Genomic DNA, 25,129 nt, shown 5'->3' on the forward strand with positions numbered 1-25,129 from the left:
GCCGCCATGCCCCGGCATGGTGGAACTGCAACGCGGCGACCGCCGCCCGTGACGAAACCGAAATGTCTCCTGCCCTCCAGCCCCACCGCCAGACCCGCCAGACCATCGTGCGCCTGCTGTCCAGCATGGCCAGCGCGAAGGAGATCAGCCAGTACCTCAAGCGCTTCTCGCAGCTGGACGCCAAGCGCTTCGCCGTGGTCAAGGTCGGTGGCGCCGTGCTGCGCGACGATCTTGAAGCGCTGACTTCCTCGCTGTCCTTCCTGCAGGAAGTCGGGCTGACCCCGATCGTGCTGCACGGTGCCGGCCCTCAGCTGGATGCCGAGCTGTCCGCTGCCGGCATCGAGAAGCAGACCGTCAACGGCCTGCGCGTGACCTCGCCGGAAGCATTGGCGATCGTGCGCCGGGTGTTCCAGCAATCCAACCTGCGCCTTGTCGAAGCCCTGCAGCAGAATGGAGCGCGTGCCACCTCGATCACCGGTGGCGTGTTCGAGGCCGAGTACCTGGACGTGGACACCTACGGCCTGGTCGGTGAAGTGAAGAAGGTCAACCTGGCGCCGATCGAAGCCAGCCTGCGCGCCGGATCGATCCCGGTCATCACCAGCCTGGGTGAGACCGCCGGCGGACAGATCCTGAACGTCAATGCCGACTTTGCCGCCAACGAACTGGTGCAGGAACTGCAGCCGTACAAGATCATCTTCCTGACCGGTACCGGTGGCCTGCTGGACGAGGCGGGCAACGTCATCGATTCGATCAACCTGTCCACCGAGTACGACCACCTGATCGCACAGCCGTGGATCCACGGCGGCATGAAGGTCAAGATCGAACAGATCAAGGATCTGCTCGATCGCTTGCCGCTGGAATCGTCGGTGTCGATCACCCGCCCGGCCGATCTGGCCAAGGAACTGTTCACCCACAAGGGCTCAGGCACGCTGGTGCGCAAGGGCGAGAAGGTGCTGCGCGCGGCCACGTGGGACGAGTTGGATCTGCCACGCCTGAAGGGCCTGATCGAATCCAGCTTCGGCCGCACCCTGGTGCCGGACTACTTCCAGAAGACCAGGCTGCTGCGCGCGTACGTCAGCGAGAACTATCGGACGGCCGTCATCCTGACCAACGAGGCCGAAGGTGTCTATCTGGACAAGTTCGCCGTGCTCGATGATGCGCAGGGCGAGGGCCTGGGGCGTGCGGTCTGGAACGTGATGCTGGAGGAAACGCCTCAGCTGTTCTGGCGCTCGCGTCACGGCAATCCGATCAACCACTTCTACTACGCCGAATCCGACGGCTGCTACAAGCAGGACCAGTGGAAGGTGTTCTGGTTCGGTGCCGATGGCATCGACCGCATCCGCACCTATGTCGATCACTGCGCTGCACGCGCACCGAGCCTGCAGGGCTGAACGATGACCGTCACCGACACCTGGGCGACGGTGCCGACCCTGCGCGGCCAGCATGTGACGCTGCAGCCCTTGCAGCAGGGACACGTGGACGGCCTGCGTGCCGCGCTGGAGGGCAGCGGACTGGACCGGCTCTGGTACACCCAGGTGCCGGCGCCGGCACAGGCAGGCGCCTACGTACAGGCCGCACTGCAGGCGCAGGCGGAGGGCAGGGTGCTGCCCTTCGTCATCCGTGATGCCGCTGGCGACATCGTCGGCAGCACCCGCTTCTATGACCTGGATGCCGCCGTGCCCAGGCTCAGTCTCGGCTATACCTGGTATGCACCGCGCGCGCAGCGTACCGGTGCCAATACCGAGGCCAAGCTGTTGCTGCTGCAGCATGCCTTCGAAGTCATGGGCTGCATCAGCGTGGTGCTGGAAACCAGCTGGTTCAACACCACCTCGCGCACCGCCATCGCCCGCCTGGGGGCCAAGCAGGATGGCGTGCTGCGCAACCACAAGCGGCATGCCGACGGCACGCCGCGCGACACCGTCATCTTTTCCATCATCGATGCGGAATGGCAGGGCGTGAAGCGCCACCTGCGGTACCGTCTGGACAGCCACGCATGAACGATTCGATTTTCTCCCTGGGCATCATCGGTGCCCGCGGCCATACCGGTGCCGAACTGATCAAGCTCGTTGCCGCGCATCCGCGCCTGCGCCTGGCGTTCGTATCCTCGCGCGAACGTGCAGGGCAGCGCCTGTCTGACCATCACCCGGAAGTGCAGGGTGATCTGCGCTACGAGAACCTCGACGCAGACGCGGTGGCGGCCAAGGGCGTGGACGCGGTGATCCTGGCGCTGCCCAATGGCCTGGCCGCACCGTTCGTGGCCGCGCTTGAAAGCGCCCGGCCCGATACGGTGATCGTGGACCTGTCGGCCGATTACCGCTTCGACCACAGCTGGTACTACGGTCTGCCGGAGCTGACCCGGGGTCGCTACACCGGGCAGAAGCACATCAGCAATCCTGGCTGCTACGCCACCGCGATGCAGCTGGCGATCCATCCGCTGCTGGACCTGCTGGCCGGGCCCCCGCAGTGCTTCGGCGTGTCCGGCTACTCCGGTGCGGGCACCACGCCCTCCGACAAGAACAACGTCGAGCTGCTGGCCGACAACCTGATGCCGTACGCGCTGACCAACCACGTGCACGAGCGCGAGGTGTCGGTGCAGCTGGGGGTGGCAGTGGAGTTCATGCCGCATGTGGCGCCCCATTTCCGCGGCATCACCCTGACCGCCAATCTGTGGTTGAACCGCGCACAGACGCGCGAGCAGATCGTCGAGCGCTTCCAGCAGGCCTATGCCGGCGAAGCACTCATCGAGGTGGTGGATGACGCGCCGTGGGTCAGCCGCATCGCCGGCCGCCACGGTGCCCAGATCGGTGGCTTCACCCTGGCCCCGGGTGGCAAGCGGGTGGTGGTGGTGGCGACGCTGGACAACCTGCTGAAGGGCGCGGCCACCCAGGCCATGCAGAATCTCAACCTTGCGCTGGGCATCGACGAACTGACGTCGATCCCGCACTGAACCCGCATCCGGAGCCCCCATGGCAGACCTTCTTTGGCAGAAACCCGGCGTCGCTGTCGACGCCCAGATCCAGACCTTCCTCGCCGGCGATGACGTGATCCTCGACCGTGAGTTCTTCCTGCATGACATCGCGGCCAGCGCCGCGCATGCACAGGGCCTGCAGCACATCGGCATCCTCGCCGCCAGCGAGCTGGAGGGCCTGCTGCGCGAGCTGGAGGTGCTGGCAGACGACTTCCGCGCAGGCCGTTTCGTGCTGGATACGCGCTATGAAGACGGTCACTCGGCGATCGAAGCGCGCCTGACCGAGCGGTTGGGTGATGCCGGCCGCAAGATCCACACCGGTCGCAGCCGCAATGACCAGATCCTGGTCGCCACGCGCCTGTGGCTGAAGGAAAAGCTGCAGCGCGTCGCCCAGCTCAGCGCCGAGGTGGCCAAGGTCGCGCTCGACCGCGCTCAGGCGGAAAAGGACCTGCCGGTGCCGGGCTATACTCACATCCAGCGAGCCGTCGTGTCCTCGGCGGGCATGTGGTGGGCCGGCTGGGCGGAAGCCTTCATCGACAATGCCATCCGTGCACGTGACACCCATGCGCTGGTCGATGCCAACCCGCTGGGTACCGCCGCCGGGTATGGCGTGAACCTGCCGCTGGACCGTGAACACACCACGGCCGCGCTTGGTTTCGCGCGCATGCAGGTATCACCGATCTATGCACAGCTGTCGCGCGGCAAGTTCGAGCTGGCCGCCCTGGAGGCGCTGGGTGGCGCTACCCTGGACCTGCGTCGCATCGCCTGGGACCTGTCGCTGTTCACCAGCGCCGAATTCGGCTTCGTCGCACTGCCGGCGCAGTACACCACCGGCAGCTCGATCATGCCGAACAAGCGCAACCCCGATGTGATCGAACTGATGCGTGCCACCCACGCCAGCGTTGCTGCGGCGCGCACCGAAATCGAACAGCTGCTGTCGCTGCCGTCCGGCTACCATCGTGATCTGCAGTCGTCCAAGGGGGCCATCTTCCACGGCTTCGGTCGCGGCCTGGCCGCGCTGGAACTGCTGCCGGCGCTGCTGGCCAATCTGGAATGGCGCGAGGACAGGCTGCGCGCGGCGATCGACTCCGGCATGTATGCCACCGACGTCGCGGTCGAGGCCGCCGTGGCCGGCGTGCCGTTCCGCGACGCCTACAAGGCCGCCGCGGCAGGTGCCGACAGCGCAGGGCAGGGACGCACGCCGGAGGGCAGCCTGGCCGCGCGTGTCTCGCCGGGTTCGGCATCGGACCTGCGCCTGGATGAGCTGCGCGCGCGCTGGCAGGCGCTGTCCTGATGGCGGGCACCGTCTATCTGGTCCTGGCCATGCGCCGGCCTGGCTTCAGTGCCGCCGCTGTGCAGCCGCATCTGGATTTCCTCGATGGACTGCGTGCGCAGGGCCAACTGCAGCTCACCGGTGGTTTCGCCGACGGCAGCGGCGGTGCCTACGTGCTGTGCAACGTGGAGAGCCTCGCACAGGCGCAGGCCATCGTCGCCACGGATCCGCTGGTGACGATGCAGGCCTCCGAGCTGACCGTGCACGAATGGAATACCCGCTGAGAGCCCGGCCATGACCCCGCACGCCGCCCCCGTCGCTTCGCCGTTTCCCGAACAGGCGCTGCCGCCATGGCGACGTGCCGTCCTGAAGGTGGGCAGCAGCCTGCTCGCTGCCGATGGAGGCGGCCTGTCACCGCGCCATGCGCTGGGCCTGGCCCAGTTCGTCTCGGCCAATGTGCTGGCTGGCCGCGAAGTGGTGATCGTCTCGTCGGGCGCGGTCGCCGCCGGCCGCGCGATCCTGCCGCGTGCCGATGCGCCGGGCGCTGCGATGGCTGCGCGGCAGGCACTGGCTGCGCTTGGCCAGGCGCAGCTGATCGGCCTGTGGCAACGCTTCTTCGAGCGCCCGGTCGCGCAGGTGCTGCTGACCCACGACGACCTGCGCAACCGCCGCCGCTACCTCAACGCCCGCGCCACCCTCACCGAACTGCTGCGGCTGGGTGCGCTGCCGGTGGTGAACGAGAACGACACCGTCTCGGTGGATGAACTCAAGCTCGGCGACAACGACAACCTGGCCGCGACCGTGGCGGCGCTGGTCGATGCCGACGCATTGTTCATCGCCACCGACATCGATGGCCTGTACAGCGCCGATCCGCGCACCGTGGCCGATGCACGGCCGCTGCACGATGTGCTGGAACTGGGCCCGGACGTGCTGGCGATGGCCGGCGGCGCCGGCTCGCGCGCGGGCACCGGGGGCATGCGTACCAAGCTGGAGGCCGCAGCCAAGGCCGGCCGGCTGGGTATCGAAACCTATCTGTTCAACGGCCGTAGCGGCGAGGTGGTGCGCGCGCTGGCGCAGGATCGCCTGTTCGGCACCCGGATCCATGCCGCACGCAGCCGTGAGGCGGCGCGCAAGCACTGGCTGCGCCATGCCCCCCTGGCCGATGGCGCGATCGTGATCGACGCGGGCGCGGCGCAGGCGATGCGTGAGAAGGGCGCCTCGCTGCTGCCCGGTGGCATCACCGGTGCCGACGGTGATTTCCGCCGGGGCGACATGGTGCAGGTGTGCTGGAACACCGCCGAAGGGCGGGTCTGCGTTGCCCGTGGTGTCAGCCAGTACGCGGCTGACGACGTGCGCCGCATCGCTGGCCGCCATTCGCGCGACATCCAGGCCGTACTGGGCTACAACTATGGGGGCAGCGTCGTCCATCGTGACGATCTGGTGCTGCCATGACCGGACCGCAGGACACCTCGATGAGTGACATCCAAGCACAGGCACGCGCCTGCCGTGACGCGGCCCAGGCGGTTGCAGGCCTCGACAGCGAAGCGCGGCGCGCGCTGCTGCAGGCCATGGCACAGGCACTGGAAGTGAATGCCGGCCAGATCCTGGCCGGCAATGCGCGCGACCTGGCCGCCGCGCGCGACAAGGGCGTCGGCAGTGCCATGCTGGACCGGCTGGCACTGGACCCGCCGCGTCTGCTGGCGATGGCCGACGCGGTGCGTGAGGTTGCCGCGTTGCCCGATCCAGTCGGGCAGGTGACCCGCGACGACGTCCGCCCCAACGGCATCCGCGTGCAGAAAGTGCGGGTGCCGCTGGGCGTGATCGCGATGATCTACGAGGCGCGCCCGAACGTGACCGCCGAAGCGGCCGCACTGTGCCTGAAGGCGGGCAATGGCGTGATCCTGCGTGGGGGCTCCGAGGCGATCCATTCCAATACCGCCATTGCCCAGGCATTGGCCGGTGCGTTGCAGGCCAACGGTGTTCCCCCCGCAGCGGTGACTGTACTGACCGACCTGCGGCGTGAGGCGATGCTGGAGCTGCTGCAGCTGCACGAGCTGATCGACCTGGCGATTCCGCGGGGCGGCGAAGGCCTGATCCGCTTTGTCGCCGAACACGCGCGCGTGCCGGTGATCAAGCACTACAAGGGCGTCTGCCATCTGTTCGTGGACGCCAGCGCCGATCTCGACCAGGCCATCGGTCTGCTGGTCGATGGCAAGTGCAGCCGGCCGGCCGCATGCAATTCACTGGAGACGCTGCTGGTGCATCAGCGCGTGGCGGCGGAGTTCCTGCCACGCGTGGCGCAGTCGCTTGGCGAACGGGGCGTACAACTGCGCGCGGATGCCCATGCGCGTCCGTTGCTGCCGGGCAGCACCGAGGCGACCGACGAGGACTACGCAGCCGAATTCCTCGATCTGGTGTTGGCCGTGCGTGTCGTCGATGATCTCGATGGGGCAATCGCGCATATCCGCCGCTACACCTCCGATCACACCGAAGTGATCGCGACCACCGATGCCGTCAATGCCGAGCGGTTCGTCAATGCGCTGCGCTCGGCGGTGGTGATGGTCAACGCGTCCTCGCGCTTTTCGGACGGCGGCCAGCTTGGGCTGGGCAGCGAGATCGGCATCTCCACCACGCGCCTGCATGCCTATGGTCCGATGGGGCTGGAGGCACTGACGGTCGAGCGCTTCGTGGTCCGCGGCGAGGGTCAGACGCGGGTCTGACCCGGCAGCCGCCAGGCCTGCGCCGGCGGCGAGCCGTTTACCAGAGGTCTTCCAGCTTTCGCGGCTTGCAGGCCACCCACGATGCGCACAGCATCAGCGTGGCGCAGCCGAACAGGAAGCCGAACGGCAGCGTCCAGCCGTTGCTGACGGTATGCAGCCAACCGACCAGGAACGGACCCAGGCAGCTGAAGCTGTAACCCACGCCCTGCATGAAGCCGGACAGCGCGGCGGAACCGGTCGGGGTACGCGTGCGCAGGTTGATCAGGGTCAGCGCCAGCGGGAAGGTCGAGGGGCCCACGCCGAGCAGGCAGGCCCACAGCAGCGGCGCCTTCATGGGGGCCAGCAGCAGGCCGGCAAAGGCGATCACGAATGACGAATAGCCGATCAGGACCAGCGGGAACGGATTCTGCAGGCGCACCGCCATCGACGGAATGACCAGCGACGGCAACAGGCCCAGCGCCGAGAACACCGCCACCATCACCCCGCCGAACGCAGGTGTGGCGCCAGCTTCGACCACGATGCGCGGCAGCCAGGTGAACATCGAATAGGTCATCAACGATGTCATGCCGAACATCAGCGTCATGCTCCAGCCCAACGAGGTGCGCCAGACCTTGCCGTGAGGCTGCGCGGTGGGATCGGCAGCGTCGGCCTGCGGCTTCGGCGCGCGCCTGGCCAGTACCAGCCACGGCAGCGCGGCGGCCAATGCCAGCAATGCCCACATGCCCAGCGATACGCGCCAGCCGGCCGCGCTGGCCACCGGCACCGCCAGCAGTGCCGGCAGCATGGTGCCCAGCTGCAGCACGCTGATGTAGAGCGTGCTCATGGTGCCGACCTTGTTGGCGAAGTAGCGCTTCACCAGCGGCGGCACCACCACGTTGCCGATGCCCATTCCAGCCAGCGCGACGACCGCGCCCAGCAGCAGGGTGCCGACGTTGCCGGCGCTGGAGCGCAGCAGCAGGCCTGCCGTGGCCAGGATCATCGCCAGCAGGGTGGTGCGCTCCAGGCCCAGGCGCCGGGCCACGGCCGGCGTGGCCACGCCGAACAGCGCGAACGAGGCGGTCGGCAGCATGCCCAGTACGCCGGTCATGGTGGTGCCGAATCCGAACTGCTGGCCCAGTACGTCCAGCAGCGGGGTGATCGAGGTGACGGCAGTGCGCAGGTTGACCGCCGCCAGCAGGATGGCGGCGAATGCCAGAACGCGGCCGTGCAGCAGCGACGGCGATTCGGATGAGGAGGAGCTCATGGTGGTCCTTGCAGGTGTCGCACGCCGCCACAGTGGCGTGCAGCGCCGGCATCGGTCTACGCCGACGCGGCAGGTGGGGGAGTGGACATCATTGTACGTGGCTGGCGGCGCGAGGTCCCGTCGGCGCAATCTGTCGCTATCGGCACTTTCCGGCGCGCTGCGGCGCGCCTCTCCGGCGTCGCGTCCGGCGGGTCGCTGGACGGCAGACACAAAAAAACCCGGAGGACGATGGCGTCTTCCAGGCTTCTTGGTGACCACCGGAATGGTCGGGGAGACAGGATTCGAACCTGCGACCTCTACGTCCCGAACGTAGCGCTCTACCAGACTGAGCTACACCCCGAAGGGAGCCGCCTATTCTAGCCATTCACCCCGATGGCGGCAAGGGGTGAACGCCGTTTCCTTCACGCTGCCGGGGGCAGCGGCTCTTCAGGGAACAAAAAAGCCTGGACGACTTCACCAGGCTTCAATGCGACCACCGAAGTGGTCGGGGAGACAGGATTCGAACCTGCGACCTCTACGTCCCGAACGTAGCGCTCTACCAGACTGAGCTACACCCCGAAGGAGCCGCCTAAGATACCGTGTGAAGGCCTGGGCGGCAAGGTTTTTTTACATTTCAGCGACGATTCTCTGTGTCGATGCGGTTCTGTTCGCGGGCTTCGAACCACATGCCGTTGAGGATGGCGACCGTCGAGGCGAGGCCGGCGCCGAGGATCCAGGCGAAATACCACATGTTCGGTTCTCCTTGGGAGGCAGGGGATCAGTAGGCGTTGGGGTTGCTGCCCATTTCATCGCTGGTGGTCTTGCCCTTGAGCACGCGGTACACCCAGGTGGTGTAAGCGAGGATGATCGGCAGGAACACCACCGTGGCCAGCAGCATGATCCACAGGGTCAGATGGCTGGACGAGGCATCCCACACGGTCAGGCTGGAGGTGGGCTGGCTGGAGGACGGCAGCAGGAACGGGAAGATCGCGAAGCCGACGGTCAGGATGATGCCGGCGATGGCTGCGCCGGAGGCGATGAAGGCCAGGCCGCCGCGACGGGCACGCAGCAGCACCGCGCTGGCGAGCAGGCCAAGCAGGCCGACCAGCGGCGCCAGCAGGGTCGCCGGCATGGTGCTGTAGTTGCGCATCCAGCCGCCGGCCGCGCCCAGCTCGGCGCTCTTCAGCAGCGGGTTGGTGGCGCCGTCGGTGATCACCTGCGAGGTGATCTGGTAGCCCGGCAGGCCGAAGGCCACCCAGGCTCCCCCCACCGCGAACAGTGCGAAGGCGATCAGCGCGGCAATGCTGCCAAAGCGTGCCGAGCGTTCAGCCACCGGGCCATCGGTCTTGATCACCAGCATCGCGGCACCGTGGGCCACCAGCATGGAAACGCTGAGCAGGCCGGCCAGCAGCGCGAACGGCATCAGCAGCCCGAAGAACGAGCCGGTGTAGAAGATGCGCATGCTGTCATCGAAGTGGAACGGCACGCCCAGCAGGACGTTGCCCACCGCCACGCCCATGATCAGCGCAGGGATGAAGCCGCCGATGAACAGCGCCCAGTCCCAGGTGTTGCGCCAGCGCTCGCCCGGCATCTTGCTGCGGAACTTGAAGCCGACCGGGCGCAGGATCAGGGCAAACAGGATGACGAACATCGCCAGGTAGAAGCCTGAGAAGCTGACCGCGTACAGCGGCGGCCAGGCGGCGAAGATCGCACCACCACCCAGGATCAGCCACACCTGGTTGCCTTCCCATACCGGGCCGATGGTGTTGATCACCAGCCGGCGCTCGGCGTCGGTGCGGGCCACGAAAGGCAGCAGCGTGCCCACTCCCAGGTCGAAACCATCCATCACCGCGAAGCCGATCAGCAGGATGCCGAGCAGCAGCCACCAGATCACGCGCAGCGTGGTGTAGTCCAGAAGAATGAAATCCATCTTGGTTTTCTCCTGCCTCAGGCCTGGCCGGCGGCCGGCGCTGCGGCATTGTGGGAAGCATTCGGGCGGGGCGACTGCAGCGACGGCAGCACCTCGTCCGGACCCTTGCGGATCGCCTTGAGCATCAGCTTGATCTCGACCACGATCAGTGCGGTGTAGATCGCGGTGAAGCCGGCCAGGGTCAGCACGATCTGGTGCAGGGCCAGGCCCGATGCCGCGTAGAACGTCGGCAGCACGCCATCAACCGCCCAGGGCTGACGGCCGTACTCGGCCACGAACCAGCCGCATTCGATCGCGATCCACGGTGCCGGCAGCGTCCACAGGGCCAGCGTGAGGAACCAGCGCTTGTCCTGGAAGTTGTTGCGGCACGAGTAGTAGAAGGCCAATGCGAAGAAGGCGATCAGGTAGAAGCCCAGGCCTGCCATCACGCGGAAGGTCCAGAACAGCGGCATCACGCGCGGCACGGTATCCATTGCCGCCTGCGAGATCTGCTCGGGGGTGGCGTTGAGGATGTCCTCGCGGTAGCGCTTGAGCAGCAGCCCATGGCCCAGATCCTGCCAGTGGCGGTCGAACATCTCACGGGCTTCGACGTCGTTCTTGTTGGCGCGCAGGCGCTCCAGCGCACCGTAGGCGAGCTGGCCGCCGCGTACGCGGTGCTCGGCGCGCTCCACCAGTTCCAGGATGCCCGGGATCGGCTGGTCCAGCGAACGGGTGGCGATCAGGCCCATCAGGTATGGGATCTTCACCGCATAGTCGTTCTGGTGCGTCTGCTGGTTGGGAATGCCGAAGGCGGTGAAGTCCGCCGGGGCACGCTCGGTCTCCCACATCGCCTCGATCGCGGCCAGCTTCATCTTCTGGTGCTCGCTGGCGGCGTAGCCACTCTCATCGCCCAGCACCACCACCGACAGCGATGACAGCAGGCCGAACGCAGCGGCCACCGCGAACGAACGGCGGGCCAGGTCCTTGTGCTTGTTGCGCAGCAGGAACAGGGCACTGATCGACATCACGAACACCGCGCCGGTCACGTAGCCGGCGCTGACGGTATGCACGAACTTGGCCTGCGCCACCGGGTTGAACACCACGGCCATGAAATCGACCACTTCCATGCGCATGGTTTCCGGGTTGAACACCGCGCCGGTGGGGTTCTGCATCCAGCCGTTGGCGATCAGGATCCACACCGCCGACAGGTTGGTGCCCAGCGCCATCAGCCAGGTGACCGTCAGGTGCTTGACCTTGCTCAGGCGGTTCCAGCCGAAGAAGAACAGGCCGACGAAGGTGGCTTCCAGGAAGAAGGCCATCAGCCCTTCGATCGCCAGCGGCGCACCGAAGATGTCACCCACATAATGGCTGTAGTACGACCAGTTCATGCCGAACTGGAATTCCATGACGATGCCGGTGGCCACGCCCATGGCGAAGTTGATGCCGAAAAGCACGCCCCAGAACAGGGTCATCCGGCGCCAGATCTCCTTGCCGGTCATCACGTAGACACTCTCCATGATGGCGACCATGAACGACAGGCCCAGGGTGAGTGGTACGAATAGGAAGTGGTACATCGCGGTCAGCGCGAATTGCAGCCGCGACAGTTCTACGACTGTCTGATCAATCATGGCCTGGCTACCTCGTTGGATAGTGCCGTTGCAGGTGGCGGGAAGGGTGGTCTACGACGTGAATGATGTGACCGACTACTTCAGACAGCCTTGATCCAGATCAATGTATGAACAGGTACGCGAAGAGATCGTATGCGGGCCCTGTGAAAACTGCGACCCCTGGCCGCAGGGGGAGGCTGTTGCCTATGCCTACAATGCCATCCATCCTCCACTCCCTGTGAAGACCCTTTGAGCGCTGCCGAACCGACCGTCCTTTCGCCGGAAGCCGAGACGAACCGGCAGCGGCGTGCCCGCACCGCGTGGCTGGCAGACCTTGCGCGGGGGGCACGGGGCCGCCAGCGCCTGGCGGCCGTATGCATCAGCCTGTCCGGCGCGCTGCTGATCGGCCAGGCCGCCGCCATCGCCTGGCTGGTGCAGCAGGTGCTGGTGGAGCAGGCGCCGCTGTCCTCGGGCCTGCCGGTGCTGGCCGCACTGGCGCTGATCCTCCTGCTGCGCACGGCATTGGGCAGCGCGACCCAGGCTGCCGCCGGCGATGTTGCCGACACTGCCCGCCTGGCCCTGCGCGAGCGCGTGTTCGCGCGCCTGCTCGGCCACGGGCCGCTGTGGCTGCGGCAGCGCCGCACCGGCGAGCTGGGCGAGCTGCTGCTGCATCATGGTGATGCGATCGAGAATTATTACAGTGGTTTCCTGCCGGTGCGCACTGAGGTGGTGGTGGTGCCCGTGCTGATCCTGGCCGCGGTGGCCTGGGTGGATTGGGTGGTGGCGCTGATCCTGCTGTTCACGGCGCCGCTGGTGCCGTTCTTCATGATGCTGGTGGGGTGGGGCGCCGAAGCGGCAGGTCGCGCGCAGCTGGGTGAGCTGGCGCGCATGAGCGGCCATTTCGCCGACCGCATCAAGGGCCTGGGCCTGCTGCGCGTGTACGGACGGGGCGAGGCCGAGCTGGCGGGCATAGAAGCCGCTGCCGAGGGCGTGCGGCTGCGCACGATGAAAGTGCTGCGGATCGCGTTCCTGTCGTCCACGGTGCTGGAGTTCTTCGCTTCCGTCAGCGTGGCGATGGTCGCGCTGTACCTGGGCTTGAGCTATCTGGGCATGATGTCGCTGCATGCGGCCGTGCCGACGTTGGGCGCAGGCCTGTTCTGCCTGCTGCTGGCACCGGAATTCTATGCACCGCTGCGACGACTGGCCGCCCATTATCACGATCGTGCCAACGCGCTGGCCGCGGCAGCCGAAGTGGAGCGCCTGCTGCAGTCGTTGCCGGATGAGCAGGGATTGATCGAGAACGAGGTCGTGCCGCTGGCAGTGGAGCCGGCCGAGGCCGCACTGCCGCCGCTGCAGGCACAGGGCCTGGTGCTGCGCCCGCTGGGCGCGTCGCAGGATGTGCTGCGGGGCGTGGATGTGCTGCTGGAACCAGGCCAGCGGCTGGCACTGGTAGGTGCCAGCGGCAGCGGCAAGAGCACGCTGCTGGAGGCACTGGCCGGCTGGCTGCCGCCGCGCGAGGGCAGGCTGATGCTGCGCCCCGGCGTGCAGGTGGCCTATGCCAGCCAGCGCCCCTATCTGTTCCACGGCAGCATCGCCGACAACCTGCGGCTGGCCGATCCTGGCGCCAGTGATGCACGATTGCGCGCGGTGGCCGAGGCAGCGCAGGTGCTCACGTTCGCGCAGGGGTTGCCGCAGGGGCTGGACACGATCATCGGTGAACGCGGCTTCGGCCTGTCCGGGGGCGAGGCACGACGCATCGGCCTGGCCCGCCTGCTGCTGCGCGATCCGCAGGTGCTGTTGCTGGATGAGCCGACCGCCTTCCTCGATGCAGATACCGAAGCAGCGCTGCTGCGCAGTCTTGCCGCCTACGCGCGTGGCCGCAGCGTGGTGGTTGCCACCCACAGCCCGGCCGTGATCGCCTGGGCTGATCGCTGCCTGCTGCTGCCGGAAGGACGTCTGGTCGAGCCGGCGCAGGCGGTGCACGCATGAGCCGCTCGCCCGATACGCTGCGTGCGGTGTTCCTGCAGCAGCGGCCGCGTCTGCTGCTGACCATGCTGCTGCTGTGGACCACGATGCTGGCAGGTACCGCCCTGCTTGGCCTGTCCGGTGGCTTCCTCACCGCAGCGGCGCTGGCCGGTGCCGCCGGTCTCGGCCAGGGCTTCAACTTCTTTTCACCTTCGGCCGGCATCCGTGGCCTGACCATGGCACGCATCGTTTCCCGCTATTTCGAGAAGCTGGTTGGCCACGATGCCACGTTGCGCATCGCCCGCGACCTGCGGGTATGGTTCTTCCGGCGCGCCCTGCCACTGGCGCCCGCGCGGCTGGGTGCCACCCGCACCGGCGAGCTGCTCGCGCGCCTGCTCGGTGATATCGGTGAAGTGGACGGCCTGCTGGTCCGCGCGCTGGGCCCGCTGGTCGCGCTGGGTGCCCTGTCGATGGTGGCCGTGCTGTCGGCGGCGATGATCCTGCCGTCCGCAGCGGTGCTGCTGGCGGTGCTGGCCGCGCTGATTGCCTTCGGTGTGCCGTGGCTGGGCGTGCGTGGCCGCGATGGCGAGGAAGCGGATCGCGCCGCGCATCGAGCCGCACTGCGCACTGCCGCGTTTGAAGGATTGGAAGGCGCGGGCGATCTGGCGGCGCTGCATGCCGATGCGGCGTGGCAGCTGAAGGTGCGGGTGGCCGCCAAGCAGTTGGCCGCGCGTGATCGCCGTCGCCGCTGGCGCCTGATCGCCGCGTCGACACTGCACGGCAGCGTGGCCGGACTTGGCCTGGTGGCCATGCTGGCACTGGCCCTGCATGCGGCCGAGCAGCAGCGCATCGCCGCTGAAATGGCAGCCGGACTGGTGTTCCTGACGGTGGCGCTGATCGAGCTGTGGGCGGGGATGGGCCTGGCATGGCAGTCGTTGCAGTCCGGTCGCATCTCGGTCGATCGCCTGCAGTCCATCGTCGAGCAGCCGCCGGCCGTGGACGAACCGCTGGCACCGCAGCCGGTTCCGGTGCACGCACGCGTGCACTGGGATGACGTCCACTTCCAGTGGCCGGGGGCGGTACGCCCGGTGCTGCGCGGGCTGCAGCTGACGTTGGCGCCCGGCGAGCGCATCGCGATCCGTGGCGATAGTGGCTGCGGCAAGACCACGTTGTCCAGCCTGCTGCTGCGCCTGTGGGATCCGCAGCAGGGCCGGCTGACCTATGGCGGGCGGGACCTGCGTGATTTCGCCCAGGCCGATTGGCATCGGCAGCTGGCCTGGCTGCCGCAGAACGCCCCGGTGTTCGCCGGCAGCGTGGCGGAGAACCTGCGCCTGGGGGATCCTGATGCCGACGATGCTGCACTGTGGGCGGTGTTGCACAGGGTGCGGCTGGGCGAGTGGGCCGAGCGCAATGGTGGCCTGCTGGCCTGGGTTGGCGAGAACGGTGCGACGATGTCCGCGGGTCAGGCGCGACGCCTGGCGCTGGCCCGCGCGCTGTTGCGCAACGCGCCGATCCTGTTGCTGGACGAACCGACCGAAGGCCTGGACGTGGACACGGCCCATGCCCTGCTGCAGGATCTGGCTGGCCTGCTGGACGGTCGCAGCCTGTTGATGATCACCCATGACGACCTGCCCGATGGCGTGGTCGACGCGCAGTACCGGTTGCGCGATGGCGCGCTGATCCGCGAGGCGTGAGCGGCGCGCCTCATCAGGAAAATTCGCGCAGCATCACGGCGATCGAGGCCACATTGGCCAGCACGCACAACCCGAATACCCACTGGAATGCGGCTTTGCGATGCTTGTGGCGGAACGTCGCCTGGCCCAGCAATGCGCCAGGCCAGCCGCCGGCGAAGGCCAGCAGTTGGAGTGTCCGTTCCGGAATGCGCCGGTGGTTGCGTTGTGCGGCGCGCTTGTCATGGCCATACAGGCCAAACGACACGGCACTGGCCAGCAGGCACCAGCCGCCCAGCCACAGGGGCAGAACGCCGCTGATCGTCAGTGCGATCAGCGCGCCGAAGGCGGCCAGCGCGAGATGACGCCGCCATCCCACTAGAGCGTGTCGAGGAAGCTGCGAACAGCCGGGCCGAACCGATCGAAATCGACCAGGAAGGCATCATGGCCCTGCGGCGAGTCCAGTCCGATGAAGCGTGCATCGGCGCCGCCGGCGCGCAGGCCGTCGGCCACCTGCTGCTGCTGCTGCACCGGGAACAGGATGTCGGTGTTGGCACCGATGGCCAGCGCCTTGTCCACACGGATCCTGGCCAGTCCAGCCATGACATCGCCATCGGCATATTCGGCCAGGTCGAACCAGTCCATCGAGCGGCTCAGGTACAGATAGCAGTTCGGATCGAAGAAGCGCACGAAGCGGCGCGCGTGGCCTTCGAGATAACTTTCGACCTGGAACTCCAGGCCGAACGGATCGTCGTCGGCCTGGTCCGAATCCAGGCGCACGCGACCGAAGCGGCCGTCCCATTCCAGCGCCGAGCGGTAGGTGATCACCCCCAGCTTGCGCGCCATGCGCATGCCGGATTCAGGGTACTGGGTGTCGTCGTAGCGGCCACTGTTCCAGCGTGGATCGAGACGGATCGCTTCCCGCTGCAGCGATCGGATGGCGATGGAGAACGGCAGCGCCTGCGCACTGCCGGAAATGTTGATGTGGCTGCGCGCGATTCCCGGATGCAGCATCAGCACCGCCAGCGCGGTCATGCCGCCCATCGAGTTGCCGATCACGCAGGCCAGCCGTTCGATACCCAGCGCACGCACCACCTCGACGGCGGCGCGTGCGCCGTCTTCGATCGACAGTTCGGGAAAGTCGAGCCGGTACGGTTCGCCGGTCGCCGGATTGATCGATGCCGGTCCTGTCGAGCCCTTGCAGCTGCCCAGCGAGTTCACGCAGACCACGAACCAGCGGTCGGTATCGATCGGCTTGCCCGGCCCGAGCATCGCCTCCCACCAGCCCGGTGCGGGATTGCCTGCGTTGCCGGCGGCATGTGCGTCCGGCGACAGGCCGGTGACGATCAGGATCGCGTTGCCCCCATCGGCAGCCAGCGTGCCCCAGGTCTCGTAGGCCACGCGCGCACCGTGCAGGGCGCCGCCGCGCTTGAACGGGAAGGGCGAAGGCAGGGCATGGAAGCGGGTGCCGGGCGGAATGAATTCGGTCATGCGGGCATTCTAGCGGGGCCACATGTGGAGCTGGCGACACGCTGGTTTCCATCAGCGGGCGAATGTCGCACGCCAACCCTCTGTCGGGCATGGCCCGGCGCTACCGATGGCAAGCGCACAGGTAGCGCCGGGCCGTGCCCGGCGAGCGCAGCGGTGCGGTGTTACGGAAACCGCAGTTCCACCACATCCTCATGCGGCAGGGTCACCTTTACCGGCAGGCTCTGCAGGTCACCGTCGCCGCGATTGGCACTGCCACTGCGCGAGATCCGCGCCAGTACTTCCACCTCGCGATGCGCTGACAGGGGAGCGGTGGGCATTGGACTGTCGCCGTCGCCAAGTCCGACCGTGCCGGGAAAACCGGCCAGGGGCAGCTTGCGCACCGCGACCGGCATCGGCGGGCCGCCGACCGCACGTGCCAGCACGAAGATCTGCGCGCCCGCCGGCCATTGCGCATGCTGCACGGAGGTGGGCAGCTGCACACGCACCTGCAGCAGTGCAGGCGAGGTCGCCGGGGCCGGATCATGCGCCTGTGCGGCCGCTTCGCGGGCAATGGCGATCTGTGCCTGCAGCGCCTGCGCGGCACCCGGTTCCAGGTGCGGCAGCAGGCCACTCCAGACATCGGCGGCTTCGCTGTTGCGGCCGCGCTGGCGCAGGGCGATGCCGAGCAGCCAGCTGGCCCGTTCGGCTTCGGGCGCCAGCGTGCGCGCCCGCTGCAGCCACGATACGGCGGTGTCGTCGAACTGCTTTCCGGCATCGGCCTGGGCGCGCGCCTGTGCCGCTTCCACCAGCACGCCCGGGTCGTCCGGTGCCAGTGCCACCGCGCGTGCGAAGGCTTCGGCAGCCGCGGCGGCGTTGCCCAGTTCGCTCTGCGAGCGGCCGAGCAGGGCCCAGCCATCGGCACGTTGTGGATCGCGCTGCAGCGCGCCCTGCAGGGCCTGCACGCCCTCGCGCAGGGTCGCCACCGATGGCGCCGGCTGCACCCGTGCCGCCTGCGGGTTCCCCACCAGCTGGTACAGGCAGGCGCCGGCGATGCCCACGGCAGCCACGGCGACGAGGAAGCCGGTGCGGCCTTGCCGCCGCAGCGGCCACAACACCAGCAGCGCAGTGAGCGCAGCGCTGGCGGCAGCCGCGAAAAGCAGCCAATCGTTCACCAGTCCTCTCCCTCGTCGGCCGATGTCGGCGGTGCGGCGGCCACGGTACGGGCACGACGGCGGACGATGCCCACCACCACCAGCGCGCCGGCGCCCAGTACCAGCAGCGGACCACCCCACAGCAACCAGGTGCCCGGCTGCAGTGGGGGCTGGTAAAGCACGAAGTCGCCATAGCGGGCGACGAGGAAGCGCTTGATCTGCGTATCGTCATGGTCCTGCTGCATCAGCTGCAGTACCTCCCGGCGCAGGTCCTGGGCGATCTGGGCGTTGGAATCGGCCAGCGACTGGTTCTGGCACTGCACGCAGCGCAGCTGCGCGGCGAGGTCGTGGAAACGACGCTCCTCCGCTGCATCACGGAACTGCAGCGGCTTTGGGTCATGCAGTGGTTGCTGCGCCAGGCCGGGCAACGACCCGGCCAGCAGCAGTACCAGCAGCCCGCGCAGGCCGCTACGGAGCAACGCGCTGCGAACCGGCCGCATCGTTCTGAGCCTTCTCGATCTTCTCCAGCGCCGGGATCAGCTTCTCGTCGACCACCTTCTGCGTCATCGCTCCGCTGTACTTCCAGCGCACGATGCCGCTGCCGTCGACGAGGAAGGTCTCCGGCGCGGCCGTTACGCCCCAGTCGATCGCGGTACGGCCTTCGATGTCGCTGAGCACGACCATGAACGGATTGCCCAGCTGTTCCAGCCAGTGCAGGGCATCGGTGGGGTCGTCTTTCCAGTTGTAGCCGATCACGCGCACGCGCTTGCTCTCGGCGAAACGGGTCAGTACCGGGTGTTCCTCGCGGCAGGCCGCGCACCAGCTGCCCCAGACGTTCAGCAGATAGGGCGCACCGCGCAGTTCTTCGCTGCGCACGATCATCTGCGGATCGTGCAGCACCGGCAGCGCGAAGGCGGGGGCGGGCTTGTCGATGAGGGCCGAAGGCAGCACGTCGCGCTGCGGGTCGCCCGACTTCATCACGCCGTAGATCATCAACCCGAGCAGGCCGAAGAAGAACAGCACGCCGATAACGATGGCGACCGGCGGCAGCGGGCGGGAGGGGCGCGGGGCGGGGGACTCGGACATGGAAACTCCTACGGACGACGGAAGCGGCGGTCAGCGGCGGTGATGAATCCACCCAGGGCCATCAGCAGCGCGCCCAGCCAGATCCAGCGCACGAACGGTTTGATGTGGACGCGGACCGCCCATGCATTGTTGCCCAGCGGCTCACCCAATGCCACGTAGACATCACCGCCGATGCGCGCATCGATGCCGGCCTCGGTCATCACTTGGCCACCGCTGGCGTACTGCCGCTTCTCCGGATGCAGCAGGGCCAGTTCGCGGCCGTCGCGGAACACCCGCAGATGACCGCGGTCGGCAATGAAGTTGGGGCCCTCGCGGTGATCCACGCCTTCGAAGCGCACTTCGTGACCGCCGACCACGATCTGCTGGCCCGGTGCCAGCGCCACTTCGCGCTGCACGTTCAGCGCTTCCACCAGCAACGCGCCCGCCAGAAACACGGCGACGCCGGCATGGGCAACGATCATGCCGAGCATTTCGGCAGTAAAGCGGCCATTGCCACGCAACCGCTGCCAGACGAAGCGGGCGGTGCCCAGCGCGACCCAGGCCGCCGCGGCGACGCCGATGCCGGCTTTCCATCCGTTCTGCGGCGCCTGCCACCAGGCCAGCGCACCGAGCAGTACCGCCAGGCCGAGCCAGGGGGCGAGCAGGGCCATGGCGCGCGAAGGCTGGTCGCGCTGCCATTTCACCAGCGGGCCGAAGGGCAGCAGCAGCACCAACGGCGCCATCAACAGCAGGAACAGGCTGCCGAAGTAGGGTGGGCCGACCGAAATCTTGCCCAGCGCCAGCGCATCGGCCAGCAGCGGGTACAGCGTGCCGAGCAGGACCATCGCGCAGGCGGTGGCCAGCAGCAGGTTGTTGGCCAGCAGCAGCGTTTCGCGCGAGGTTGCGGTGAAGCCGCGGCGGGCATCATCGGCGTCGATGCTCAGCTGGCCAGCGCGCAGCGCGTACAGCAGCAGGCTTCCACCCACCAGCAGTGACAGGAACACGAGGATGAACAGGCCCCGCGAAGGATCGGCGGCGAACGAGTGCACGCTGGTCAGCACGCCGGAGCGCACCAGGAACGTGCCCAGCAGCGACAGCGCGAATGCGGCGATCGCCAGCAGCAGGGTCCAGCTGCCGAAGGTGCCGCGCTTCTCGGTGACCGCTTGGGAGTGGATCAGTGCGGCGCCGACCAGCCATGGCATGAAGCTGGCGTTCTCGACCGGATCCCAGAACCACCAGCCGCCCCAGCCCAGTTCGTAGTAGGCCCACCAGCTGCCCAGGGCGATGCCCAGGGTCAGGAACGCCCAGGCGACATTGGTCCATGGCCGCGTCCAGCGCAGCCAGCGTGCGTCCACGCGTCCCTCCAGCAGCGCGGCCACGGCGAAGGCGAACGGCACCGCGAAACCCACGTAGCCCAGGTACAGCATCGGCGGGTGGATGATCAGTCCCGGATCCTGCAGCAGCGGATTGAGGTCACGGCCCTCCAGCGGGGCCGGGTTCAAGCGCAGGAACGGGTTGGAGGTGAAGATCAGGAAGGCGAGGAAGCCCACGCTGACGATGCCCATCACCGCCAGCACGCGCGCCTGCACGTGTCGGGGCAGGTGCCGTGAGAACAGCGCGACCGCTCCAGTCCACAGCGCCAGCACCAGCGCCCACATCAGCAGCGAGCCTTCGTGCGCGCCCCACACCGCCGAGTAGCGGTAGATGAGTGGCAGCAGTGAGTTGGAGTTCTCGGCCACGTAGCGCACCGAGAAGTCCTGCTGCACGAAGGTGGCGGTCAGCACCGCGAATGCACCGGCCACCAGCAGCAGCTGCGCGTAAGCGGCCGGCCGTGCCACCGCCATCCACGCCGCGTTGCCGCGATGGGCGCCGGCCAGCGGCAGGCCGGCCAGCAGCAGCGACGCCAGCAGTGCGCACAGCAGCAGGATCTGACCCAGTTCGGGCAGCACTCAGCGGACCTCGGGTGCCGTCACCGGCACGTCGTGCTTGAGATGGGCCTGGCCCATCTTGTCGGCCACTTCCTTCGGCACGTACTGCTCGTCATGCTTGGCCAGCACTTCGTCGGCGATGAACACGGCATTCTGCAGCGCGCCCTCCTGCAGGCGGCCGCTGGCGACCACGGCCGTGCCTTCGGCGAACATGTCCGGCAGGATGCGCGAGGTCGTCACCGCCAGCTGGGCATCGCCATCGGTGACCAGGAAGTGGGCATCCAGCGAGCCGGGCGGGCGGTTGAAGGAACCCTTCACCACCATGCCGCCGAGGCGGAACCGCGATTGCGGCTCGACGTCGCCACGCAGCACTTCGGAGGGCGTGTACAGGTAGGCAATGTTGCGCTCCAGTGCCATCGCCACCAGCGCGGTGGCCAGGCCGGAAGCGAGCAGGGCCAGCAGGACCCAGGCCAGGCGGCGGCGTTGGACCGGTGTCATCGTTCCAGCTCCGTGGACAGCGACGGTGGGACATCCTGAGCGCTGGCACGTGCCTGCTGCCGCTGCTGCCGGGCCTGTGCCATGCGCCGGGCGGCGCGCAGGCGCAGCCAGGAACCGAGCGCGTCGGCGCAGAGCACCAGCACGAACACCGCGTACGCACCGATCACGTAGGGCAGGTGGCTCATTGCGGGTTCTCCGCAGCAGCCTGCGCGGTGTCGATGCGGCCGCCGACCCAGGCCTTGCCGGCCTCGCGGTCGAGATTGTCGGCACGCGCCTTGGCCAGCACCGAACCGGCGAACCAGAACTTGGTACCGATCACCATCCACCACAGCGGGGCGATCATCGCACTGTCGATGGCCGATTCACCGAACACGTTGATCGACTGGCGCTGGTGCAACCCACCCCACCAGTCCACGGAATAGCGGATCACCGGTAGCAGGCTGACGCCGACGATGGCCAGCAGACCGGCCGCACGGGCGGCACTGCGGCGGTCCTCGATGGCGTGGTACAGGCCGATCACGCCCAGATACAGGAACAGCAGCACCAGTTCGCTGGTCATGCGCGGGTCCCAGTCCCACCAGGTCCCCCACGTGCCCTTGCCCCAGATGCTGCCGGTGAGCAGGGTGATCAGCGTGAACCCCGCGCCCATCGGCGCGCACGCCATGGCCAGGATCTCGCAGACCTTGATCCGCCAGATCAGGGCAATGGCGGCGTACAGCGCCATCAGCGCGAATACGAACAGGCTCATCCAGGCGCTGGGCACATGGATGTAGAGGATGCGGAAACTGTCCAGCTGCCGGGCTTCCGGCGGCACCACCAGCAATGCCTGCCAGATTCCGACAAGCAGGACCGGCACGGCCGCGAGGTAGAACACCCGCGACCAGCGGGCGGCGAAACGATCGAACGTGGGCGGAGAACCGAGTTGGTGGAACCAGCGGACAATCGGATTCATGCGTGACGGCTATCCAGCAGGGGTGGATTGGCTCTCAGCTCGATCAACTCAGAGAAATACGAATCGCAGCGGCAGTCGCCAGCGGTGCCAGCACCAGTGCCACCAGCAGGCCGGCACCCAGCATCAGCAGCGCGCCGACCGGATCCTGTCCACGGCTGGCTGCAGCCAGGCTGCCTGCACCGAAGACCAGCACCGGCACGTACAACGGCAACGACAGCAACGCCACGAGAATACCAGAGCGCCGGATGCCCACGGTCAGTGCAGCGACCACACCACCGATCAGGCTCAGCAACGGTGTTCCCAGCAGCAACGATGCCAGCAACATCGGCAGCTGGTCATGCGGCAGATGCAGCATTTCCGCCAGCAGCGGGCTCAGTACGATCAGTGGCAGGGCCGTGGTGGCCCAGTGCAGCAGCACCCGCACCAGCACCAGCCACGCCAGTGGCACCGGTGCCAGCAGCCATTGCTCCAGCGAGCCATCCTCCGCGTCGGAGCGGAACAGCGAATCCAGCGCAAGCTGCCCGGCCAGCAGCACCGCCAGCCACAGCACCGCACCAGCGGTCGCCGCCAGCGGTTGTGGATCGCGTCCCTGTGCCAGTGCGAACAGCACCACCACCAGCAGGGCGAACAGCAGCGGCTGCAACGCATCGCCGCGGCGGCGCCAGAGCAGGCGCAGGTCACGCCTGACCAGGGCGCGCGCGGTCTGCCACAGGCCAGGTTCGGTACCCGGGGCGATCATGCGGCACCGCCGAGGTCGAGCTGGCGGGTACGCACCGGTGGTGCGGCGTAGGCCCCATGGGTGGTGACCAGGGCGGCGCCACCGGCACGCAGGTGTGCCGAAATCATCCGGTTGACCAGGGTGATGCCCTCCAGGTCGAGGTTGGCGTAGGGCTCGTCGAGCAGCCACAGCGGGGCGGGCGAGAGCCAGATGCGGGCCAGCGCCAGCCGCCGCTTCTGTCCGGCCGACAGGTGCCGCACCAGGGTGTCCTCATACCCGGCCAGGCCGACGATGGCCAGCGCATTGCCCGGCATCTGCCGCGCCCGGCGCCCGTGCAGGCCGCACAGGAAGTGCAGGTTCTCCAGTGTGTCCAGGTCCGGCTTCAGCGCGGGAAGATGGCTGAGATAGGCGACGTAGCGCGCCCGTTCGGCGTTGCTGGCGGGCCTGCCGTCGATCCGCACCTGGCCGGCGCCGGGTCGCGCAAGGCCGGCGAGCACGCGCAGCAGGGTGGTCTTGCCGGCACCGTTGCCGCCCTGCACGAGCAGCGCCTCGCCAGCATCCACGTGGAAGTCCAGCGGGCCGAACACGGGCGCGTCATTGCGCGAGAAGCTCAGGCCGCTGGCGGCCAGCAATGCAGGGGTGTCCAAGGGGCAGGGATCTTCATGCCGGAGTGCGGCGGCAATTGTAGCGATGAAATCCGCCCGGTAGCGCCGGGCCACGCCCGGCGAGCGTCAAGCGCGGTATCCCGCTGAAAGGGCATGTGCAAACAGCCGCCCGGCATGACCCGTCACGACCGGCCCGCGCCGCAGGCCGGGTCCGGATTTCGTACACTTCCAGCCCTTGTTCCCATTAGCCCAGGCCGATGCAACCCACCACCAAGCTGCCCAAGGTCGGTACCACCATCTTCACCGTCATGTCCCAGCTCGCTGCCGAGCACGGTGCAGTCAATCTGGGCCAGGGGTTTCCGGATTTTTCCGCGCCGCAGCGCCTGATCGACGAAACCGCCAGGGCGATGGCGGCCGGCCTGAACCAGTATCCGCCGATGACCGGTGTGGCGCCGCTGCGCCAGGCCATCGCGCAGAAGTCACTGGACCTGTATGGCGCCCAGGTCGACCCGGACACCGAAATCACCGTCACCAGCGGCGCGACCGAGGCCATCTTCAACGCCATCCACGCCGTGGTGCGTGCCGGCGAGGAGGTGATCGTGCTGGACCCCGCATATGACTGCTACGAGCCGGCCATCGAGCTGGCCGGCGCCACCACCGTGCACGTGCCGCTGGACCCGCAGACGTTCGCCGTGGACTGGGACCGCGTGCGTGCGGCCATCACGCCGCGCACCCGCATGCTGATGGTCAACACCCCGCACAACCCCTCCGGTGCGATGCTGGACGAGGCCGACATGCAGGCGCTGGCCGACGTGCTGCGTGGCACGCAGATCTACCTGATTTCCGATGAGGTGTACGAGCACATCATCTACGATGGCCGCCGCCACGAATCGGTGCTGCGCTACCCGGAACTGCGCGAGCGGACCTTCGTCATCTCCAGCTTCGGCAAGACCTACCACTGCACCGGCTGGAAGATCGGTTATGCGGTGGCGCCGCCGCTGCTGACCGCGGAATTCCGCAAGGTGCACCAGTACAACACCTTCACCAGCTTCGGCCCGGCCCAGTATGGCTTTGCCGCGATGATCCGCGACGAACCGGAGCACCACCTGGAACTGGGCGCGTTCTACCAGGCCAAGCGTGACCGCTTCCGCGAGCAGCTGGCCGGTACGCGGCTGAAGCCGCTGCCGGTGCCGGGCGGCTACTTCCAGCTGGTCGATTACTCGGCCATCAGCGATCTGCCCGACCACGAATTCGTGAAGTGGCTGACCATCGAGAAGGGCGTCACCGCCATCCCGCTGTCGCCGTTCTACGAAACCGCACCGGCCGGCCAGCGCCTGGTACGGCTGTGCTTCGCCAAGAACGAGGCGACCCTGGACGCGGCGATCGAACGCCTGCGCCTGCTGTGAGC

The 25,129-nt window shown here is 67.8% G+C and carries 25 protein-coding genes and 2 tRNA genes; 10 read left to right on the forward strand and 17 right to left on the reverse strand.

The genetic code is table 11. The features are described from left to right. The first annotated feature begins 62 nt into the window (after positions 1–62). The 7 genes from ACVOJ1_RS01185 to ACVOJ1_RS01215 are packed head-to-tail and all read left to right on the forward strand — an operon-like array spanning position 63 to position 6,961. Positions 63–1,391, forward strand: a complete 1,329-nt coding sequence (locus tag ACVOJ1_RS01185) for an acetylglutamate kinase (protein ID WP_053519692.1) — start codon at positions 63–65, stop codon at positions 1,389–1,391. A 3-nt stretch (positions 1,392–1,394) separates the two neighbouring features. Continuing rightward, the gene (locus ACVOJ1_RS01190; RefSeq protein ID WP_346479903.1) at positions 1,395–1,997 is read left to right on the forward strand and encodes a GNAT family N-acetyltransferase; all 603 of its coding nucleotides are present in this window, start codon (positions 1,395–1,397) and stop codon (positions 1,995–1,997) included. Continuing rightward, positions 1,994–2,947, forward strand: coding sequence for an N-acetyl-gamma-glutamyl-phosphate reductase (gene argC / locus ACVOJ1_RS01195; RefSeq protein ID WP_053519694.1), 954 nt, complete (start codon positions 1,994–1,996; stop codon positions 2,945–2,947). Before ACVOJ1_RS01190 ends, argC begins: the two co-directional genes overlap by 4 nt. A gap of 19 nt (positions 2,948–2,966) precedes the next feature. After that, positions 2,967–4,262: an argininosuccinate lyase gene (argH, locus tag ACVOJ1_RS01200; RefSeq protein ID WP_065181935.1), complete on the forward strand. Its 1,296-nt coding sequence runs from the start codon at positions 2,967–2,969 to the stop codon at positions 4,260–4,262. Then, complete coding sequence (locus ACVOJ1_RS01205; RefSeq protein ID WP_065181936.1) at positions 4,262–4,525, forward strand: YciI family protein; 264 nt, start codon at positions 4,262–4,264, stop codon at positions 4,523–4,525. The genes argH and ACVOJ1_RS01205 overlap by 1 nt, the downstream gene beginning before the upstream one ends. Positions 4,526–4,535: 10 nt before the next feature. Then, complete coding sequence (proB, locus tag ACVOJ1_RS01210; RefSeq protein ID WP_065175498.1) at positions 4,536–5,693, forward strand: glutamate 5-kinase; 1,158 nt, start codon at positions 4,536–4,538, stop codon at positions 5,691–5,693. Then, on the forward strand, positions 5,690–6,961 hold the full coding sequence (locus ACVOJ1_RS01215; RefSeq protein WP_346479904.1) for a glutamate-5-semialdehyde dehydrogenase: 1,272 nt from the start codon (positions 5,690–5,692) through the stop codon (positions 6,959–6,961). Before proB ends, ACVOJ1_RS01215 begins: the two co-directional genes overlap by 4 nt. 37 nt (positions 6,962–6,998) lie before the next feature. Here the strand turns inward: ACVOJ1_RS01215 and ACVOJ1_RS01220 are convergent, their stop codons facing one another. From ACVOJ1_RS01220 to ACVOJ1_RS01245, 6 genes are all read right to left on the reverse strand, one after another. Further along, on the reverse strand, positions 6,999–8,204 hold the full coding sequence (locus ACVOJ1_RS01220) for a CynX/NimT family MFS transporter (RefSeq protein ID WP_053519699.1): 1,206 nt from the start codon (positions 8,202–8,204) through the stop codon (positions 6,999–7,001). 263 nt (positions 8,205–8,467) lie between these two features. Continuing rightward, positions 8,468–8,544, reverse strand: a tRNA-Pro gene (locus tag ACVOJ1_RS01225). 141 nt (positions 8,545–8,685) lie between these two features. Continuing rightward, a tRNA-Pro gene (locus ACVOJ1_RS01230) sits at positions 8,686–8,762 on the reverse strand. A gap of 55 nt (positions 8,763–8,817) precedes the next feature. Continuing rightward, positions 8,818–8,934 carry a cytochrome bd-I oxidase subunit CydX gene (gene cydX / locus ACVOJ1_RS01235; protein WP_053520342.1) on the reverse strand — a complete coding sequence of 39 codons (117 nt, stop codon included), beginning with the start codon at positions 8,932–8,934 and terminating at the stop codon, positions 8,818–8,820. A 27-nt stretch (positions 8,935–8,961) separates the two neighbouring features. Beyond that, complete coding sequence (gene cydB, locus ACVOJ1_RS01240; protein ID WP_053520343.1) at positions 8,962–10,113, reverse strand: cytochrome d ubiquinol oxidase subunit II; 1,152 nt, start codon at positions 10,111–10,113, stop codon at positions 8,962–8,964. A gap of 17 nt (positions 10,114–10,130) precedes the next feature. Further along, positions 10,131–11,720, reverse strand: a complete 1,590-nt coding sequence (locus ACVOJ1_RS01245) for a cytochrome ubiquinol oxidase subunit I (RefSeq protein WP_263175104.1) — start codon at positions 11,718–11,720, stop codon at positions 10,131–10,133. 228 nt (positions 11,721–11,948) lie between these two features. Between ACVOJ1_RS01245 and cydD the strand changes: the two genes are divergently transcribed. Both cydD and cydC read left to right on the forward strand, forming a co-directional pair. After that, positions 11,949–13,688: a thiol reductant ABC exporter subunit CydD gene (gene cydD / locus ACVOJ1_RS01250; RefSeq protein ID WP_263175102.1), complete on the forward strand. Its 1,740-nt coding sequence runs from the start codon at positions 11,949–11,951 to the stop codon at positions 13,686–13,688. After that, positions 13,685–15,358 (forward strand): thiol reductant ABC exporter subunit CydC, encoded by a 1,674-nt coding sequence (cydC, locus tag ACVOJ1_RS01255; protein ID WP_263175101.1) that lies wholly within the window; start codon positions 13,685–13,687, stop codon positions 15,356–15,358. Before cydD ends, cydC begins: the two co-directional genes overlap by 4 nt. A 13-nt stretch (positions 15,359–15,371) precedes the next feature. Here cydC and ACVOJ1_RS01260 read toward each other — a convergent pair whose 3' ends face one another. The 11 genes from ACVOJ1_RS01260 to ccmA all read right to left on the reverse strand — a co-directional run bounded on the left by ACVOJ1_RS01260 (position 15,372) and on the right by ccmA (position 23,835). After that, a complete protein-coding gene (locus ACVOJ1_RS01260) occupies positions 15,372–15,713 on the reverse strand; it encodes a DUF1294 domain-containing protein (protein ID WP_053520347.1) in 342 nt (113 codons plus the stop codon). Beyond that, positions 15,713–16,825 carry a homoserine O-acetyltransferase MetX gene (gene metX, locus ACVOJ1_RS01265; RefSeq protein ID WP_111186426.1) on the reverse strand — a complete coding sequence of 371 codons (1,113 nt, stop codon included), beginning with the start codon at positions 16,823–16,825 and terminating at the stop codon, positions 15,713–15,715. Before metX ends, ACVOJ1_RS01260 begins: the two co-directional genes overlap by 1 nt. A gap of 161 nt (positions 16,826–16,986) precedes the next feature. Continuing rightward, positions 16,987–17,979: a tetratricopeptide repeat protein gene (locus ACVOJ1_RS01270; RefSeq protein WP_414488331.1), complete on the reverse strand. Its 993-nt coding sequence runs from the start codon at positions 17,977–17,979 to the stop codon at positions 16,987–16,989. After that, the gene (locus ACVOJ1_RS01275; RefSeq protein WP_430542986.1) at positions 17,973–18,419 is read right to left on the reverse strand and encodes a cytochrome c-type biogenesis protein; all 447 of its coding nucleotides are present in this window, start codon (positions 18,417–18,419) and stop codon (positions 17,973–17,975) included. The genes ACVOJ1_RS01270 and ACVOJ1_RS01275 overlap by 7 nt, the downstream gene beginning before the upstream one ends. 4 nt (positions 18,420–18,423) lie before the next feature. Then, positions 18,424–19,041, reverse strand: coding sequence for a DsbE family thiol:disulfide interchange protein (locus ACVOJ1_RS01280; RefSeq protein ID WP_053516864.1), 618 nt, complete (start codon positions 19,039–19,041; stop codon positions 18,424–18,426). A gap of 8 nt (positions 19,042–19,049) precedes the next feature. Then, positions 19,050–20,969 (reverse strand): heme lyase CcmF/NrfE family subunit, encoded by a 1,920-nt coding sequence (locus ACVOJ1_RS01285; RefSeq protein WP_262218734.1) that lies wholly within the window; start codon positions 20,967–20,969, stop codon positions 19,050–19,052. Next, positions 20,970–21,446: a cytochrome c maturation protein CcmE gene (gene ccmE, locus ACVOJ1_RS01290; RefSeq protein WP_262218736.1), complete on the reverse strand. Its 477-nt coding sequence runs from the start codon at positions 21,444–21,446 to the stop codon at positions 20,970–20,972. Then, positions 21,443–21,631 (reverse strand): heme exporter protein CcmD, encoded by a 189-nt coding sequence (ccmD, locus tag ACVOJ1_RS01295; RefSeq protein ID WP_053516869.1) that lies wholly within the window; start codon positions 21,629–21,631, stop codon positions 21,443–21,445. Before ccmD ends, ccmE begins: the two co-directional genes overlap by 4 nt. After that, the gene (ccmC, locus tag ACVOJ1_RS01300) at positions 21,628–22,398 is read right to left on the reverse strand and encodes a heme ABC transporter permease CcmC (RefSeq protein WP_193396145.1); all 771 of its coding nucleotides are present in this window, start codon (positions 22,396–22,398) and stop codon (positions 21,628–21,630) included. Before ccmC ends, ccmD begins: the two co-directional genes overlap by 4 nt. Before the next feature lie 43 nt (positions 22,399–22,441). Continuing rightward, entirely contained in the window at positions 22,442–23,137 is a 696-nt protein-coding gene (gene ccmB, locus ACVOJ1_RS01305) for a heme exporter protein CcmB (protein ID WP_053516872.1), read from the reverse strand. Continuing rightward, positions 23,134–23,835, reverse strand: a complete 702-nt coding sequence (ccmA, locus tag ACVOJ1_RS01310) for a heme ABC exporter ATP-binding protein CcmA (RefSeq protein ID WP_428992327.1) — start codon at positions 23,833–23,835, stop codon at positions 23,134–23,136. The genes ccmB and ccmA overlap by 4 nt, the downstream gene beginning before the upstream one ends. A gap of 143 nt (positions 23,836–23,978) precedes the next feature. Here ccmA and ACVOJ1_RS01315 point away from each other — a divergent pair, with 143 nt between their 5' ends. Next, on the forward strand, positions 23,979–25,127 hold the full coding sequence (locus tag ACVOJ1_RS01315; RefSeq protein ID WP_263175089.1) for a pyridoxal phosphate-dependent aminotransferase: 1,149 nt from the start codon (positions 23,979–23,981) through the stop codon (positions 25,125–25,127). Positions 25,128–25,129: the final 2 nt, after the last annotated feature.

This window comes from Stenotrophomonas sp. STEN225, assembly GCF_056756445.1.

Bases quoted from the DNA above. Each gene is read 5' to 3' on its own strand.
- ACVOJ1_RS01185 (WP_053519692.1), top strand. From the start codon at position 63: ATGTCTCCTGCCCTCCAGCCCCACCGCCAGACCCGCCAGACCATCGTG.
- ACVOJ1_RS01190 (WP_346479903.1), top strand. From the start codon at position 1,395: ATGACCGTCACCGACACCTGGGCGACGGTGCCGACCCTGCGCGGCCAG.
- argC (WP_053519694.1), top strand. From the start codon at position 1,994: ATGAACGATTCGATTTTCTCCCTGGGCATCATCGGTGCCCGCGGCCAT.
- argH (WP_065181935.1), top strand. From the start codon at position 2,967: ATGGCAGACCTTCTTTGGCAGAAACCCGGCGTCGCTGTCGACGCCCAG.
- ACVOJ1_RS01205 (WP_065181936.1), top strand. From the start codon at position 4,262: ATGGCGGGCACCGTCTATCTGGTCCTGGCCATGCGCCGGCCTGGCTTC.
- proB (WP_065175498.1), top strand. From the start codon at position 4,536: ATGACCCCGCACGCCGCCCCCGTCGCTTCGCCGTTTCCCGAACAGGCG.
- ACVOJ1_RS01215 (WP_346479904.1), top strand. From the start codon at position 5,690: ATGACCGGACCGCAGGACACCTCGATGAGTGACATCCAAGCACAGGCA.
- ACVOJ1_RS01220 (WP_053519699.1), bottom strand. From the start codon at position 8,204: ATGAGCTCCTCCTCATCCGAATCGCCGTCGCTGCTGCACGGCCGCGTT.
- cydX (WP_053520342.1), bottom strand. From the start codon at position 8,934: ATGTGGTATTTCGCCTGGATCCTCGGCGCCGGCCTCGCCTCGACGGTC.
- cydB (WP_053520343.1), bottom strand. From the start codon at position 10,113: ATGGATTTCATTCTTCTGGACTACACCACGCTGCGCGTGATCTGGTGG.
- ACVOJ1_RS01245 (WP_263175104.1), bottom strand. From the start codon at position 11,720: ATGATTGATCAGACAGTCGTAGAACTGTCGCGGCTGCAATTCGCGCTG.
- cydC (WP_263175101.1), top strand. From the start codon at position 13,685: ATGAGCCGCTCGCCCGATACGCTGCGTGCGGTGTTCCTGCAGCAGCGG.
- metX (WP_111186426.1), bottom strand. From the start codon at position 16,825: ATGACCGAATTCATTCCGCCCGGCACCCGCTTCCATGCCCTGCCTTCG.
- ACVOJ1_RS01280 (WP_053516864.1), bottom strand. From the start codon at position 19,041: ATGTCCGAGTCCCCCGCCCCGCGCCCCTCCCGCCCGCTGCCGCCGGTC.
- ccmE (WP_262218736.1), bottom strand. From the start codon at position 21,446: ATGACACCGGTCCAACGCCGCCGCCTGGCCTGGGTCCTGCTGGCCCTG.
- ccmD (WP_053516869.1), bottom strand. From the start codon at position 21,631: ATGAGCCACCTGCCCTACGTGATCGGTGCGTACGCGGTGTTCGTGCTG.
- ccmC (WP_193396145.1), bottom strand. From the start codon at position 22,398: ATGAATCCGATTGTCCGCTGGTTCCACCAACTCGGTTCTCCGCCCACG.
- ccmB (WP_053516872.1), bottom strand. From the start codon at position 23,137: ATGATCGCCCCGGGTACCGAACCTGGCCTGTGGCAGACCGCGCGCGCC.
- ACVOJ1_RS01315 (WP_263175089.1), top strand. From the start codon at position 23,979: ATGCAACCCACCACCAAGCTGCCCAAGGTCGGTACCACCATCTTCACC.